Below are 16,052 nucleotides of genomic sequence, written 5' to 3' on the forward strand. Positions count from 1 at the left end.
TTTAGTTTACAAACTTTTCAACTATTTTGGAGACATCATTATATTTTCTCCAGGAATCTGGTCTTTCAAAATCCTGATTGCTTATTAAGACTTTAGCATTGGAGAAGTTTTCCTTGACATCTTTCCATTGGGTGTCTTTCCAATAAATCTGGTCTAGTTTACGAAGCCCCACTCCTTTAAGCGGGCCGGAAACAGCCCTGTCTATTAACGGCCACCAAAGGCTCTCTGTCTCCCGGTCCCAAAGAATAAAGCCGTCTAAACCTTCCCAAACCTTCGGGTCAAAATACGTATAACCACTAACGGCAAAAGTAAATACTTTGTCGGCGTAAGTCCTTTTATAGATGGCACCGAGATCTGCAAGGATGCAATAGGCAGCAAAAATTGGTTCCCCGCCAATAACATCATTAACCACCTCGTGCCTTGTTAAATCTTTTACGGAATAAGCCCTAACCTGATCATCTTTATAGGCTACAAGGAATCTATCGGTGTCTTCCCAGTGATTGTCGGCTTCTGAAACGGTTTCAAATTTCGGAGTTATAAGTGCTGGGAATTTTTCGCGCCCGATGCCATAGTGGAATTGTTTTGGTTTCAATTCCAGATTGTTGATCTTAAAATGCTCTTTTTCGTTGATGCCTCCATATAGCATTTTGTTGCCTTCTTTTTCAAAGAATTTACCGTTCTCCACTGCAATGGGCCGTTGGGCAAAGGTGTATATGCCAAAAAGAAGGAATACTGCAAGAATAATATATTTCATTTTACTATAATTTTTGGAATGCTTCAAATTTAGCAGCAAAAATAACAACCCAATTACAATCCAGCCTGAAATTATGACAATTGGGTCTTCTTTTTTTCAAATAGGAACAGAATAGAATCAATTTTGCCTCATAAATCAAATAAATTAAAAAGATGAAAAATTTAATACTAGTAACTTTATTATTATTTAGCGCAGTAACATCTGCTCAGGATCAATATTCCAAGGGGATGCAAAAGGCCTTTGAACTCTGGGGTGAAAATAAAACTACTGAGGCTTCTAACCTTTTCGAAAGAATAGCTTCGGTAGAAATGGATAATTGGGTACCCGCCTATTATGTAGCACAGATTAATACAATAATCTCATTTGGTGAGCAAGACAAGGAAAAGTTAACACAGCAATTGGGGAAAGCTAAAGAATTTATAGATATAGCCAATGCCATTTCTCCTGATAATCCGGAAATTCTGATTCAACAGGCCATGATAAATACGGCATGGATTGCTTTTGACGGGGCAACTTATGGGATGGAATACTCCGCTAAAAATGTGGCTATTTATAGCAAAGCATTAGAGATAGCCCCTGACAATCCTCGAGTGGTTTTCTCCAAAGCAGAGTGGGATATGGGTGCAGCCAGGTATTTTGGTAAAGACATCAGTCCATATTGCAAAGATGTTGAGCGTGCCTTGGAACTTTTTGTTAATTTTAAACCAGCATCCGATTTTCATCCAAATTGGGGAATGGACAGGGCGCAAATGGTTCTTGACAACTGTGGGGAACAAGCCCAGGAAGATTAATTTAAGTTGTACTATACTAAGTTGAAGCAATGAGATATATAGGGAAGACACTGGTAGTAGGAGTATTGATAGGATTATTGCTTGCGGGTATATCTCTTGGGCTTCAATTCTTGTCTGGGGAGCAAATAGAGTTCAACGGTGCTTTCTGGACTAATTTAGGTTATTACCAGCTTTATTCGGTAATACTAACGTTTATAAATGGTATTTTTTTCGACTATTTGAATAACAAAGTAGTATGGAAAAAGTACAAAAAATACAGAATACTTATCGGTGCTGTGGGTGGGGTGGTACTCACCATGCTGGGCATATTCTGGATTCGTATTCTCATCAATATGGGATTCGAAGGTCTGGGATGGGATGAGTTCATTGCCAATGAAAGGGCTATATATTATGCCGTCTCCTTGCTGATTACCATTGTAGTTTCCGTATTCTTTCACGCCGTTTATTTCTACAGATCACTTCAGGAGAAGAAGGTAAAAGAACATAAGATTATCGCAGGTACGGCCTCGGCTAAATTTGACGCCTTAAAAAATCAATTGGATCCCCATTTTTTGTTCAATAGCCTAAATGTGCTGACCAGTCTTATTGAAGAGGACCCGGACCAGGCGCAGAAATTTACTACCTCTCTCTCCAAAGTATACCGATATGTATTGGAACAGAAGAACAAAGATCTGGTTACTGTAGATGAGGAATTACAATTCGCAAAGACCTACGTTCGATTGCTTAAGATGCGGTTTGAAGACAGCATTATTTTTGACATCCCGGATCAGTCCAGTAATCCTGAGGCCAAAATAGTGCCATTATCCCTGCAGCTCTTATTAGAGAACGCAGTAAAGCATAATGTGGTGACCGCTTCCAATCCTTTACACATAAAAGTATTTGAACAGGATGGGAGGCTCACTATTAGTAATAACCTGCAAGAGAAGCAGGTGGTTAAAAAGAGCAGTGGCGTAGGACTTGTAAATATTCAACAACGCTATGATATTTTATCTAACAGAAGTGTAGATATAGAAAAGACTGCTTCAGATTTTAGTGTTTCAATACCCATGTTAACAAAGCAAATATCTGTTATGGAAACACAAAAGTCACATATAGCAGAAAAGCGGTATCAAAAGGCAAAAGAAAGAGTGGAGGCCATAAAAGGCTTTTATGGAAATGCAATGGCATATTGCATTGTAATCCCTTTTCTAATATATCTGAACTATAGAACAACAGATTTCCCCTGGGTGATCTTCCCTATTTTAGGGTGGGGATTTGGACTTACTATACACGGTATGGAGGCCTATGGATATAATCCGCTATGGGGTAAAAGTTGGGAGGAAAAAAAGATCAGGGAGTTTATGGAAGAAGATGATTTTTAACCTTTTACAAGCTAAATAACTGCACTTACAATTCGTCCTGTACTATGTGCAATTCGGTAATTAATATTTCTTAAAGCACTCCTGAATTGGAACGTTTGTACTATAATTTAAGCAACTGAAAAATGCAACAACAAAAGATAAATACACCAGATATTGATAGCGAAAGCAAGTACTTAAGAGCCAAGGAACGAGTGAAAGCCATGAAAGGCTTTTTTTACAACTTATTGACCTATATTTTCGTCATCCCTATGCTCATATGGTTGAACTACATAACGACAGATTTCCCCTGGGTGTTTTTCCCGATTTTTAGTTGGGGTATTGGACTGGTCATACACGGTATGGTGGTCTTTGGATACAATCCGTTTTGGGGGAAAAGCTGGCAAGAGAGAAAGATCAGACAACTGATGGAAAAAGACGAATTTTAATCTGTTTTCATTTAAATGAGCATTAGTACAATTCATCCAGTGCAAAGCACAACTCGGTAGTTTGTTTTTCTAAAAAAGCCAGAATAGTCAGACTTTTGGAAGGTAATTAAACAACGAAACAATGGAGCTTAAAACAATGCATACAGCAGATAATAATATCGAAAGAAAATATTTAAGAGCCAAGGAGCGGGTTAAAACTTTGAAGGAATTTTATTGTCATTTAACCATTTATCTGATAATTATTCCCTGTCTCATCTGGCTGAATTATAAAACGACAGATTTCCCCTGGGTGATCTTCCCTATTTTGGGATGGGGTTTTGGCCTTACCATGCACGCAATGGAAGCCTTTGGATATAATCCGTTATGGGGAAAGAGATGGGAGGAAAAAAAGATCAGAGAGTTGATGGAAAAGGATGATTTTATGCTCTTTTAAGCATTGTGAATATAATTACAATTCATCCTGAATAATCTACAGTACGGTAGCAAACATTTTAAAATTTGATAACGATTTCTGAATTTTGAAGTAGAAGTTAAAACACTAAACATTTCAACATAAAACAACCACCATGCAAGATTTTAATAAAGAAAATAAGTACTTTAAAGCCAAAGAAAGGGTAGAGGAATTAAAGAAATTCTATGGAAATCTAACCTCCTATGTCATCGTAATTTCTCTGCTTGCAGCATTAAACTACTGGACAAATAGCTGGAGGTATATGTGGTTTCTTTGGGCCGCATTTGGATGGGGTATAGGGCTATTGTTTCATGCCTTAAATACCTTTAACCTAAACCCGTTTTTTGGAAAGGACTGGGAGCGTAGGAAAATCAAAGAATTTATGGAGGATGATGATCAGGGGAAGACCCGTTGGGAGTAGAAACAATAAGTTAATTTAAATAAGAATGGAAAATTACGAACAGGAAAAATTTAATAGAGCCAAAAAGCGGGTAGGAGAGATGAAGGGGTTTTATATTCACCTTATGGTGTATATTTTGGTTAATTTGTTTATCCTGGTAAATATCTATCTGGCTACTTTAAAAGATGGTGAAAGTTTTTGGAAACTAGGGCACTTTTTTACTGCCATTTTTTGGGGGCTGGGTCTTCTTTTTCATGGAGCCCACGTGTTTAATCTTAATCCTTTCTTTGGAAAGAATTGGGAGGAAAAACAAATCCAGAAGTATATAGATAAGGATAAGAAGGATGCAGAAAAGTACAGATAATGGAACTTGATCAACAGTATTTACAGAAACTAGAACGGGCCAAGAAAAAGGTTAAAGAACTCAAAGATTTCTGGGGCCATGTGAAGGCGTATATCGTTATAAATTTAGGGATAATACTGGCCATCAAATGGATAATAAATGTCTATAAAGACAATAATGAGGAAATTGCTACCGGTATTCTGGAATGGATGAATTATAACGCCCTGTTAACACCCGCTTTATGGGGCGTAGGACTACTAATACACGGAATAGTAGTGTACAGGTACAAATTTAACTTTCTGAAGAAATGGGAGGAAAGACAGATAAAAAAGATCATTGAAGAAGATAAAAATAATTCTGGAAAATATAATTAATACCGCATGAAGGTACTTATAATTGAAGACGAAAAACCCGCTGCCAGGAGACTGGCGCGTTTACTTGGCGAATTGGGAGTAGTTGGCCCTATTATGTTGCATTCGGTTGAAGAGTCTATAGCCTGGTTTCATGACAATGAACACCCGGATCTGATTTTCCTTGATATTCAGCTTTCCGATGGGCTATCATTCGAGATATTTGAAGAGGTGGAAGTCCATAGTGCAATTATATTTACTACTGCTTACGATGAATATGCTTTACAGGCATTTAAACTCAATAGTATAGATTACTTGCTCAAACCAATTGATGATGAAGAATTGGAGGCCGCATTTAAGCAGTACCAGAACTTAGCTACCAACGATAAAAAACTAACACTGGATTTTGATGATATTAAAAAATTATTGGTAAATCCTCTTGAAAGGGACTTTAAAAAAAGATTTACCGCTAAGGTAGGACAGCATATTAAGATCATTAATGCGGATGAAATAGAATGTTTTTATAGTGAAAATAAAGGGACATATGCCGCTACAATTGATGGAAGGAATTACCTGCTTGATACTACTTTGGACAATTTGGAATCGGATTTGGAGCCCAAGGTCTTTTTTAGGGTAAGCAGAAAGCACTATGTTAATGTCAACCATATAAAAGACATCATATCCTATACCAATTCTCGTCTTAAAATTGTATTGAACAGATTTAAGGAGCAAGAAGTAATTGTTAGCAGGGAACGGGTACGAGATTTTAAATTATGGCTAGAGTAATACCGGCCTAAAATGAGCATAAACTATTACAGATTTCAATACCACTTGCCGGGGCCATTTTCTATTTCTTTTTATCGATTCTGTTATCGTCAAAAGAAGATGGGAGCAGCTGAGGGATCAATTTTATGAATATGGGTAGGAGTACTGCACCTCCGGGTAATATAAATATGGCCAGAGACGGAATACTTTTAAAAATATCAATTAATTGATGCTGCATTTTTTTCTTCTCAGCATCGCTCAGATCTTTTACTGTAGATTTAGAAATCAAAGCCATTAATTCCTTACTCTCCGATAACTCTTTTTGAAGACGTTTTCTATTTCGTAGAATAAGTTTTTTTACTGCCTGGGCCATATTGTCATAGAACTGCATGGCCATATTATTATTCTTCAAAAAAGGAACCTCGTCAACGTTTTTCTCAAAAAAGCTGATGATTTCTGTGATAGACTTGTTTATCTGGTTTTCAGCTAAACCCATATCCGATCCAATACCCAGCAGGTATTCGGATTCTTGAAAAACTAACTTTTTATCTTCCCATAATGTAAGACATGCAACATCCAGGAAGAAGTGTTTTTCCCAGGGCGAAGTAAAATTGATCAACTGATTTCTGTAAGAGCCATCAAAATTTTGTTCTTCGAGTTCAATAAAGGTCAGGGAAGATTCGAACAACTGTACAAGCTTCTCATCATTTTTATTCTTTTCCTTAGAATGAAGTGCATGATAGGCAACATTTATGGCAATATATTCCAGGTTTTGTGCATGCTGTTTGCTTTGGACCCCTTCTTCGAGAAATTTTTTAAAGGTAAGCACATCTACAAATAGTAATGAATTAGTGATTATACCGTTGAAAGTCTTACTGATAAGGTTGTCTTCCAGGTATACTCTTGATTCTATTAATTTTTCGAGCTTAGCAGAAGTTTTCTTACCCGTCAATAATTTGTTCAGAAAAGAGATACTGCTTACACCTAATTGGGTATAGAAGTTGAAAACTGCTTCCAGAAAAGCTTCAAATTCAGAATCGGGATTAGAAAAGTTATGTACGTGATAAAGGCCGGTTAACAGATTTATCTTGGCTTTTTCATCTTCTGAGAGTGCCTGTACTACTGGGATATATTGTGGGGTATTAATATTGATGCCATATACGAACCCCGTTCCTTTTAAATCGGTGTGCAATTGAGAAAAGTCTGTATACATTGGTATATTGTCTTTGACAATAGAACCAAATTTATCTATCCAACCTGTTGCAGATGGGTTCATGAGCAGACCAATTTAAAACCTCAAAAATAGCCTAAAATATAAGAACATGCTTATCGATACTCCATTTAGTATAACTATGGCAAGCTAATATTACGACATATCAGTATTTAAATAATATTACCAAGCCCTAATATTTTCAATGCTTTCACAAGATTCACATAATCCAATACATTAAAATGATGTGAAAGACATTAACGATAGACCTCAAAGAATTTAGATTCCTTGTTTATATCATAATAGCAATAAAACCTTATATAATTTTAAAGATAAAGTGAACATTGCTTAGGATAATTGAAAGTGCTTTTACCTTCAGAATGAGGCCTTTATGAGACCTTATTTTATGAGATTATTAACTTTTTTGTAGGATTTTATGGATGAAATGTGTAAATTTATCGTCCAAATGTTAAAAATGCACTTCTGAAACGCCCCAAGTGTTACAGAATTTATAGAAAAATAATCTTAACCAACTTTATTCATATCCCTTGAGTTATGGAATACTTCTTATTTATTATCTGGATCTCAATAATGCTAATTCTGTTTTTTAAAATCTTCCTTGCACATCGTTCTTTGCACAATTCAACTAAGAAAGATCAATAGGACAAGCCTGGCTTTATATCTTATTAGCAGTCTTAAAAATTTCTATTATTGGATTATTCCGGTACAGCTTACCCTGGCGCCTGCAGCTCCACTGGGCTGAGAGGTGAAATCATCAACACCCTGATGCACAATAACAGCTTTACCTAAAATATTTTTGGTTTCATCATCACAACCTATACACCATTGGTCCGTTGCAAATTCAACTGTGGCATTGCCAGCGGCATCCGCAGTAAAATTACCAATATCACCACGGTGATAGCCTTCCTCAGCTTCCCATTTCCCATGAGGTTGAGCCGTTGGGTTCCAATGGCCACCGGTAGATTTACCATCGGCCGAAGAACAATCCGCTTTTTCGTGTATATGTATAGCATGTTCACCCTCAGATAATCCGGAGAGGGTTGCCATCATTTTTACACTCCCATCTTCTTCTGTAAACGTAACAACTCCCTCAACATTACTGTCACTTTTAGCTTCCATCTTAAATTGGATACTTTCTACAGTAATTTCCTCCATAACCTCTTCTGCCTCCTCCGACATCTCTTTGGTTTCTTTCTTAACTTCCTTGCAGTTATATCCACTTATTAACACAATTCCAAGGACTATTAATTTTAAAGTTTTCATTTGTGTAAATTTAAATTCGGACGGGAAGTTACATAATATTCAAGGGCGAATCAATCTTAATTTAAAATGATTTTAGCAGATCAGGGTTCTTGCGGATACCCCTTTTTAGATTTTCACAAATACGTAAAGACTTATCAATTCTAGTCTGTGAATTCTTATAACCTAATACCATATAGATGATACCCCGTTTCTTACCATCGGTGAAAGATTCAAAGATCTGTGCCGCTTCATGATCACTCATGAGTACCGCCGCCAGCTCTTCTGGCATTTCAACGCCGTATTTAGAGGTGTCCTTAAAAAATTGCAGTTCAAAATAGTCATTTGGGTATACTCCCAGGGCTTTCTGAAGTTTTTTACCGAAAATCATTAAATACTGTCCATTTCGCTTTTGTATGGCGCCGTGAAAAGCAACGGTTTTGTCTTCAAATGTGGCTTTTACCTCTACGCGTTTGTGCCCTGCTTCTAAAAAAGCCTCTGCTATATGATCAGGAATTATTAAGACATGGGGCCCTGATAATGATATTTCAAAAGGGTTACTCTCCATATATTTTTAAACCTTAATTCATTAATGATTCAGAATTACTGGTAAATTAAGCACTACTTTCCAGGAGCTTAGTAATTACCTGGGTTTCATTATGTAATGTCCTATGAACCGGACATTTATCGGCAATCTGTAGAATCCTGTCCTTTTGTTTCTGGTCTAAATCCCCTATTAGTTTTATTTCCCGGTCAAAGGTATCAATCTTTGAGGAGGGAGATTCGCAATCTTCACAATCCTGAGCATGTGTTTTACTATAAGAGGTATGTACTTCTACATTTTGTACATCCCATTGCTTTCTTTTTGCATACATCTGAATAGTCATTGCGGTACAAGCAGAAAGACCAGCTGAAACAAGTTCATAGGGCGATGGTCCAAAGTCGTTACCACCAAAAGATTCAGGTTCATCAGCCAGCATATAATGGTTGCCCACTTTCATTTGTGTGGTAAAACCATCTTCCATATCCAGACTGGCAGCCACCTGATGTTGGGTCTTTAATGGGGCTGATTTCGGAATTTCGAGATATCGCTCAGCCCAACCAGCGATCACCATTCCAGCATAAACCGAATCTTTTTTATCTGATAGTAAATGATCTGCATCATCCAGGGATACAAAACTTTTTGGATGGTGGGCGGCAATATAAATTTCTTCAGCATTTTTAATTCCAACAGTCAGGTCCAGGGGAGAATGCATTATCAGCAAGGGTTTCCGTAACCGTTTGGCGGTCTCTGGCAGTGATTTAGATTCCAGGTCGTCCAAAAATTGTTTCTTGATGGTGAAGTCCCTGCCACTTAGGTTTACTGTAGCTAGTCCTTCAGACTTGATCTCTTCAATACTACTTTTAAGCAAATGCTGCACATGTACAGGGTTGGAAGGAGCCCCAATGGTTGCTATTGCTCTTACCGATGGAATCTTGTCTGCGGCAAATATAACGGCCGCCCCTCCAAGAGAGTGTCCTATCAGAAGACTCGGGGCTTTATATTGATCTTTGAGGAATTCTGCAGCGGCCACCAGATCTTCCACATTGCCAGAAAAGTTGGTGTCTTCAAAATCTCCTTCACTTTCTCCAAGACCGGTGAAGTCGAACCGCAATACAGCGAAACCTTTGGAGCTAAGTGATTTACCGATATTTTTAACCGCAAGCAAATTCTTGTTACACGTAAAGCAATGGGCAAAAATTACGTAATTATGGGGATGACCATCAACCGGTAGCTCTAATCGGCCAACAAGCTCCTGGCCTTCCTTATTTTTGAAAGTTACTTTTTTCAGATGCATAGGTGAAGTTATTTTTTGATATTTCATTTACATTTTTGCAATATTCAATACCCATCAACATAAACTTATGCCTATGTCTGTAATCCCTAATTCTGAGTATTGTTGTTTTTTGCAAACACCTTCCTTAAGTCGGGATTAAAAAATATTCCTAACTGAAGTCTGTCAAAATTGATACCGCTGAAATGATTTTTCAAATATCCTAATTGCACACTGCTATTGTGCGAAATATGGGCCCCTATTGCTGCGTACAGCCGATTTTGGCCAAATACGGAGTCCTGTAAATTCAGGAAAACTTCATCGTAAAAATTCAGAAAGAAAGTAGATGAAATAGGAAGGGTCAACTGCAACCTGTACCGTGCTCTATGCTGGGTATCTGTATCATCACCAAAATCTATAAAACGTTGTTCTAAACGGTAGCGGTGTTCAAAAAGAAATTTACCAACTTTGTTCTTTAAGATGAACTGCTGAAATATCCTGTGCTCCTTTAAATCAGTTTCATTTGGAAATTCCAGGAAGGTGACATCGGTACCTATATACCCATATCCAAAAGTTGCGATTGCGTTGGGCTTAAAATGATAGTTTAAACCTGTTCGTAGAAGTAGTTGGTTAAAATTACCTGTGGTTTCGTAAAATCGAAATTGCGCTTCTGTATGAATACTTAGCTTTTCGGACACCTTATTTGTGCCAAAATACATATACCATGCTCCCCACTTATCTTCTCCGGTTTCCTGAGCATTAATTATAGAACCGACGGTTAAAAAAATTACTACGTACAATTTCTTCATAAAAGTATCTACCAATTTTAAGCTGCACTCCTAAGTTTAGGAATGCAGCGTATTTAAAAAAAATATTTTGACTAGTCTTCTGATTCTAATTCTATGGCATCTCCATCGTTAATGGGTTCTCCTTTATCGCCTTTCAGATGAATATCCAAAAACTCCAGTACCTTGCTATAGGCTTCAATTTGGTTTTCTTTTTTAACAAAACCATGACCTTCATCTTCAAAAAGGACATATTCTACAGGAACCCCATTCTTGCGCACCCCTGCAACAATTTCATCCGATTCTACCTGCAATACCCGAGGGTCCTGAGCACCTTGCAGCACAATTAATGGTTTGGTAACCTTGTCTGTATGGAAAAGAGGAGAGATCTTCTTAAGGCGCACTGAGTCTGCGGAATTAGGGTCTCCTAATTCCAGATACAATGCATCTTTAAAAGATTCCCACCATGGTGGTATGCTTCTCAGGGTACGAATCCAATTGGTTACACCAAATAAGTTTACACCCACCGTAAATTCTTCAGGCGTATAGGTAAGGGCGGCCATAGTCATATATCCACCATAAGAACCTCCTAAAATCCCTATCTTATCACTCTCTATTTCAGGTTGCTGTGCCAACCAGTTCTTTCCTTCAACACAATCTTTTAAATCCTTATCGCCATGGTTAAGGTCGTCCATCTGAAAGAAACTTTTACCATATCCACTACTGCCCCTGTTGTTTACGGCCAATATGGCGTATCCATGGTTCACCATATATTGAATCAGAGAACTGAAATTCTGGCGCGACTGCCCGCCCGGGCCACCGTGTACCCATACCAGGGCAGGTACTTTATTATCAGGGCTGGCCTGATGTGGCTTATAATAGATTGCCGGAATCTCCAGGCCATCAAAGGATTTATATCGAATAACTTCGGCAGTTACTAAATGTGATGCATCAATGTCATTATTCAGTACATCTGTAAGTTTAGTCTGGCTTTTTGCTTCCAGGTCGTATACGTAAAGATTAGAAGGGGTATGCGACCCGCCGGCGTAGAACCGCATATGCTTTTCGTCCTGTGAAAAACCAACATTGGTAATATCCATATTGTCAAAAGACGGTAGGTCTATATTATTACCCGAAGCCATATCTTTAACTTCAATCACATTTTTAGCATCTTCATTAATGTAGGTTACCTGATAGGTCCCATTTTCCGTATAGTAACTTCCCATGATGTCCCAGTCTTTTTCAAGAACTTTTTCACGGGTTTTCTCTTCTATATTATATTTCATCAGGTAGGAGAATTCCCCGCCAACATCCGTACTATAAAGTAGCGCTTTACCATCTGGGGTAAAATCCTCAGCCCCGTTTGAACTCTGCTGCTCGTTTATTTTGGTAAGCGACTTGTCTTTAATGCTGTATAAAAACAAATCGCTGTCATTGGTATTAATCGCCTTGCTCAACGGCAGGTAATTTTTATCCCTGGACAAGCCTCCGATATTGTACCCCTCGTCGTTTTGATAAATCAGCTTTGATTTAAATTCTGCCAGATCCATTTCGTATAGATCCATAAACCGCTTGTCTCTTTTGTTGGAAGTATAGAAAAAACTTTTATCATCATCTGCCCATCCGTAGAACAAAGCCCTTGCACCATCCGACGGGGTGAGGTCTTTATGATTCCCCTCCAGGTCCCGGATAAAAATGTGGTAGATCTCATCTCCGTTATTGTCCATCCTGAAAAGCATACGTTCATCCTCGGGAAAATAGGAAATTGAAAAAACGGAGGAACTGTCAGACTGAGTAACTGGCATTAAATCTCCACCGGATACAGGAACGGTGTACATGTTATAAACACCAGAACGATTGCTCGATATCAGGAGCTTGGACTTATCTGGTGAGAAGCTACCCCCGCCGATGGCTTCATTATCCATCATCTGCTCAATAGTGTAACTTTTAAGGGTTTCCGCAATGGACGGTTCCTTTTTTTCTTCTTTACAACCCCAGACCAGTGCCAGAGCCAAAATTAAAATGATTTGTTTCATGAAAGTTGTTATTTAGATTAATGATTTACTTTTTGATATTGGTTTTTCCGGATCATTCAAGGTTAAAGATTTGAGTGGCCTTAAATGGTGAGGCATCCAATGATTCAATAGACGCCTGATAAGGTCTCCAGGTTTCACTAAAAAAGCTATTTGTTTTCTCGAGCGCATTTTTCAGATCCTCTTCAGCATATTGCACCAATCTTTTTTCGGTATCAGTCAAACCACTTTTTCTGCTTCTGACATAGGAACGGGCAGAACTAAGTCTGCGGGTGACCGTCATTTCCTGATTACGTGTAATGCCCTGTCTCTTATCTTCCTTTCCCAGGTATATGGCAATGACAGAATCTATAGATTTCACCATGTCCTTAGAAGCTTTCACCTGCTCTTTATACTTTTCCTTATCCATTTTTTTAAGATCCCCTGCAAATTTGTTGGCCAGATTCTTACTCTCTACCAATTGTTTTACAGCATCGGCAGCTATCTGGGTATAATTTTGAAGTTTTTTCCCCATTTCGTATACTTCGTTGATTGATACAGTAGATACTTCGAGTCTTGGATCCGATTTTACAGTGATCATGGTTTCATCTGTCATTTCTCCAAAGGTGACTTCGACTTTAAATGTACCAGGCTTTACTTTTATACCTCCCCGCTCATTTTTACTCTTGCTGATCTTTCTTGAAGGTTGATCTGATCCCTTTTCATCCATTTGCCAATAAATTCTGTGTAAGCCAGCTTTTTCAGGAGTTTTGAACTTTAAAGTTCTAATTAATCGGTCTCCTTCGTAAAACTGGAACTGAACAGAATCCTTCTTTTGCACACCGCTCAATTCTTTTTCTTTTTTCTCTTCTGCTTCATTCTGATCTGTTACTTGCCCGGTAGGGGTGTCTTCCTTTTTCTGGTCAGGGCCTTTTTTCTTCCCTTCCTTTAAATAATAGGTAATCATAGCTCCTGAACTTCTATTCTTCGCATTGTATAATGCATCGCCCCCAAACCTGCTACCGGTTGGTTGTTGGTAGGCTGCCTGATAAGCCGTTGGAGGACTAAACAAAGCAATATCTCTTTGCAATAAAGTTTTGTCCTGTGCAATGGCTCTTAAGGGCCTGATATCGTCCAATACCCAGGCTGCCCTGCCAAAGGTGCCTATAATCAAGTCGTGTTCCCGGGGATGTATAACCAGGTCTTTTGTAGATACCGTCGGGAAACCTTCTGTCCATTTTTCCCAATTATTCCCGGCATTAAATGATATATACAAGCCGTCATCAGTTCCCAGAAACATCAGATTTGGGTTTTCCGGGTCTTCAACTATAGACAGGGTGTAACTTTTTACATCGGTCCCATCCACTATACGTTCCCAGTTTTTACCATAATCTTTTGTCCGATAAGCATAAGGGGTATAATTAAACCTTCTATAATCATTGGCAATGAGTAGTGCTTCTCCCTTATTTTGGGTAGAAGCTTTTATCTGTGGTATCCAACTACCAGGGGGCAGGCCTTTTATATTCCTGGTAACCTCTATCCATTCTGCACCTCCGTTTAAGGTATAATGTACACGTCCATCATCTGTGCCTACCCAGAGCATGTCCTTTTCTACAACTGATGGTTCTATTACAAGTATCGTAGTATGGTTTTCTGCCCCGGTGGCATCCATTGTAAGTCCGCCACTATCGCTTTGCTTTTGTTTTTCGGGGTCGTTAGTGGTAAGGTCCGGGGATATTACCTCCCAGGTTAACCCCTTGTCTCTGCTTTTATGGACAAACTGACTCCCAAAATAAACGGTATTGTTATTAAAGGGATCTTGCCCGATAGCAGCATTCCAGTTAAACCTAAGTTTTGTTTCTGCATCGGGAGGCGTTGGCCTCACACTATAATTATTGCCAGTTTGCCAATCGTATCTGCTAACATAACCTTGTTGACTCATAGAGTAGCCGTAACGGCTATCTTCCCTATCAGGGATCACATCAAAGCCGTCTCCAAAAGAAATCTCCTGCCAATAACTATTGCGTATGCCCTGTGCTCTCCAAACATAAGCAGGGCCCCTCCAGGAACCATTATCCTGCATACCGCCGTAAACGTTGTAGGGAAATTCATTGTCAACACTTATATGATAAAATTGCGCAACAGGAAGATTGCCAATAAAACGCCAGGACTTGCCACCATCTTTTGAAATATTGAGTCCCCCATCATTCCCATCTATCATAAATTGTCCGTCTTCCGGATGTATCCACCAGGCATGGTGATCCGGATGTACCCCGTTATTCGCATTATATGCCGGCATTAGCTGTGTAAAGTTTTTACCTCCGTCTTCTGATACATTTACATAGGTAAATACAGAAAACACCCTGTTTTCATTCTGGGGATCAACAAAGATATCCGAGTAGTAAAATGGTCTGTTTCCTATATCGCTTTTGTCATTGATCTTCTTCCATTTAAATCCCCCGTCTTCAGATTTATACAGGGCATTCTTTTTGGCCTCCACCAGGGCGTAAATGATATCGGGTTTATTGCGGGCAATGGCCACCCCAATTCTACCCAGATTACCTTCCGGGAAGCCATCTTCCGGGAGTACCTTTTTCCAGGTCTTGCCACCATCATGGGTTATATGTAAACCACTGCCAGATCCACCACTGTTAAAGAACCATGGATCTCTTTTGTGTTCCCATAGTGCTGCAATTAATTTATTCGGGTTGCCTGGATCCATAATAAGATCGGCAACTCCGGTTTTGTTATTGGCAAAAAGTATTTTTTCCCAGCTAATACCGCCATCAACAGTCTTAAATACTCCTCTTTCCGGATGTTCTCCCCATGGAGAACCAATAGCACCTACATAAATGGTATTAGGATCTGTAGGGTCTATAATAATTCTATGTATATGACGAGTGTTTTCCAGACCCATGGCCTGCCAGTTTTTACCCCCGTCCAATGAACGATACACCCCATAACCACCATTTAAACTGTTTCTGGGGTTTCCTTCCCCGGTACCCACCCAGATAACAGACGGATTGGATTGCTGAATGGCTACTGCACCGATAGATGCGGTAAACTCTTTATCAAAAATGGGATCCCATTTTATGCCTCCTGAGGTGGACTTCCATAGCCCTCCAGAGGCAGTGCCTACATACATAATATCGGGTTCCTGATGTACAACATCAATTGCGGTTACACGCCCGCTCATACCACCAGGCCCTATATTTCTGGGTTGGAGGTCCTGAAGTAATTCTGTCTTAAAATCCTGAGCAAATAGAGAAATAGCGGTAATAAATACCCCTAAAAAGAGTAATTTTTTTGTCATTTTTAGGTGAAGTTAATA

16 protein-coding genes are annotated in these 16,052 nt (G+C 38.9%); 8 read left to right on the plus strand and 8 right to left on the minus strand.

Features of this window, described 5'->3' with window-relative positions:
- Position 1 precedes the first annotated feature (1 nt).
- Positions 2–754, minus strand: a complete 753-nt coding sequence (locus J1G40_RS12225) for a DUF3179 domain-containing protein (RefSeq protein ID WP_265242928.1) — start codon at positions 752–754, stop codon at positions 2–4.
- Positions 755–906: 152 nt separating this feature from the next.
- Between J1G40_RS12225 and J1G40_RS12230 the strand changes: the two genes are divergently transcribed.
- The 8 genes from J1G40_RS12230 to J1G40_RS12265 all read left to right on the plus strand — a co-directional run bounded on the left by J1G40_RS12230 (position 907) and on the right by J1G40_RS12265 (position 5,661).
- Positions 907–1,545, plus strand: coding sequence for a hypothetical protein (locus J1G40_RS12230; RefSeq protein WP_265242929.1), 639 nt, complete (start codon positions 907–909; stop codon positions 1,543–1,545).
- A gap of 29 nt (positions 1,546–1,574) precedes the next feature.
- Complete coding sequence (locus J1G40_RS12235; RefSeq protein ID WP_265242930.1) at positions 1,575–2,906, plus strand: 2TM domain-containing protein; 1,332 nt, start codon at positions 1,575–1,577, stop codon at positions 2,904–2,906.
- Between the two features lie 122 nt (positions 2,907–3,028).
- Positions 3,029–3,331, plus strand: a complete 303-nt coding sequence (locus tag J1G40_RS12240; protein ID WP_265242931.1) for a 2TM domain-containing protein — start codon at positions 3,029–3,031, stop codon at positions 3,329–3,331.
- 121 nt (positions 3,332–3,452) lie between these two features.
- Entirely contained in the window at positions 3,453–3,764 is a 312-nt protein-coding gene (locus J1G40_RS12245; protein WP_265242932.1) for a 2TM domain-containing protein, read from the plus strand.
- A 133-nt stretch (positions 3,765–3,897) separates the two neighbouring features.
- Positions 3,898–4,203, plus strand: a complete 306-nt coding sequence (locus tag J1G40_RS12250; RefSeq protein WP_265242933.1) for a 2TM domain-containing protein — start codon at positions 3,898–3,900, stop codon at positions 4,201–4,203.
- A gap of 25 nt (positions 4,204–4,228) precedes the next feature.
- Positions 4,229–4,546 (plus strand): 2TM domain-containing protein, encoded by a 318-nt coding sequence (locus J1G40_RS12255; RefSeq protein ID WP_265242934.1) that lies wholly within the window; start codon positions 4,229–4,231, stop codon positions 4,544–4,546.
- The gene (locus tag J1G40_RS12260; protein WP_265242935.1) at positions 4,546–4,899 is read left to right on the plus strand and encodes a 2TM domain-containing protein; all 354 of its coding nucleotides are present in this window, start codon (positions 4,546–4,548) and stop codon (positions 4,897–4,899) included. Before J1G40_RS12255 ends, J1G40_RS12260 begins: the two co-directional genes overlap by 1 nt.
- Positions 4,900–4,905: 6 nt before the next feature.
- Positions 4,906–5,661 (plus strand): LytR/AlgR family response regulator transcription factor, encoded by a 756-nt coding sequence (locus J1G40_RS12265; RefSeq protein WP_265242936.1) that lies wholly within the window; start codon positions 4,906–4,908, stop codon positions 5,659–5,661.
- Positions 5,662–5,722: 61 nt separating this feature from the next.
- On the opposite strand, the gene J1G40_RS12270 is transcribed toward J1G40_RS12265, so the two are convergent.
- The 7 genes from J1G40_RS12270 to J1G40_RS12300 form a co-directional block, all read right to left on the minus strand.
- Positions 5,723–6,916: an LETM1-related biofilm-associated protein gene (locus J1G40_RS12270; RefSeq protein WP_265242937.1), complete on the minus strand. Its 1,194-nt coding sequence runs from the start codon at positions 6,914–6,916 to the stop codon at positions 5,723–5,725.
- A gap of 642 nt (positions 6,917–7,558) precedes the next feature.
- A complete protein-coding gene (locus J1G40_RS12275) occupies positions 7,559–8,134 on the minus strand; it encodes a superoxide dismutase family protein (RefSeq protein WP_265242938.1) in 576 nt (191 codons plus the stop codon).
- Between the two features lie 61 nt (positions 8,135–8,195).
- The gene (locus tag J1G40_RS12280; protein WP_265242939.1) at positions 8,196–8,678 is read right to left on the minus strand and encodes a YdeI/OmpD-associated family protein; all 483 of its coding nucleotides are present in this window, start codon (positions 8,676–8,678) and stop codon (positions 8,196–8,198) included.
- Positions 8,679–8,724: 46 nt separating this feature from the next.
- Positions 8,725–9,948, minus strand: coding sequence for a bifunctional alpha/beta hydrolase/OsmC family protein (locus tag J1G40_RS12285; RefSeq protein ID WP_265243032.1), 1,224 nt, complete (start codon positions 9,946–9,948; stop codon positions 8,725–8,727).
- A gap of 86 nt (positions 9,949–10,034) precedes the next feature.
- Positions 10,035–10,733: a DUF2490 domain-containing protein gene (locus J1G40_RS12290; RefSeq protein ID WP_265242940.1), complete on the minus strand. Its 699-nt coding sequence runs from the start codon at positions 10,731–10,733 to the stop codon at positions 10,035–10,037.
- 71 nt (positions 10,734–10,804) lie between these two features.
- A complete protein-coding gene (locus J1G40_RS12295; RefSeq protein WP_265242941.1) occupies positions 10,805–12,745 on the minus strand; it encodes a S9 family peptidase in 1,941 nt (646 codons plus the stop codon).
- Positions 12,746–12,797: 52 nt separating this feature from the next.
- Positions 12,798–16,034, minus strand: coding sequence for a VPS10 domain-containing protein (locus J1G40_RS12300; protein ID WP_265242942.1), 3,237 nt, complete (start codon positions 16,032–16,034; stop codon positions 12,798–12,800).
- Between the last annotated feature and the right edge of the window lie 18 nt (positions 16,035–16,052).

Origin of the sequence: Muriicola sp. Z0-33 (assembly GCF_026126425.1) — a bacterium.
Lineage (GTDB): Bacteria > Bacteroidota > Bacteroidia > Flavobacteriales > Flavobacteriaceae > JAFMPW01.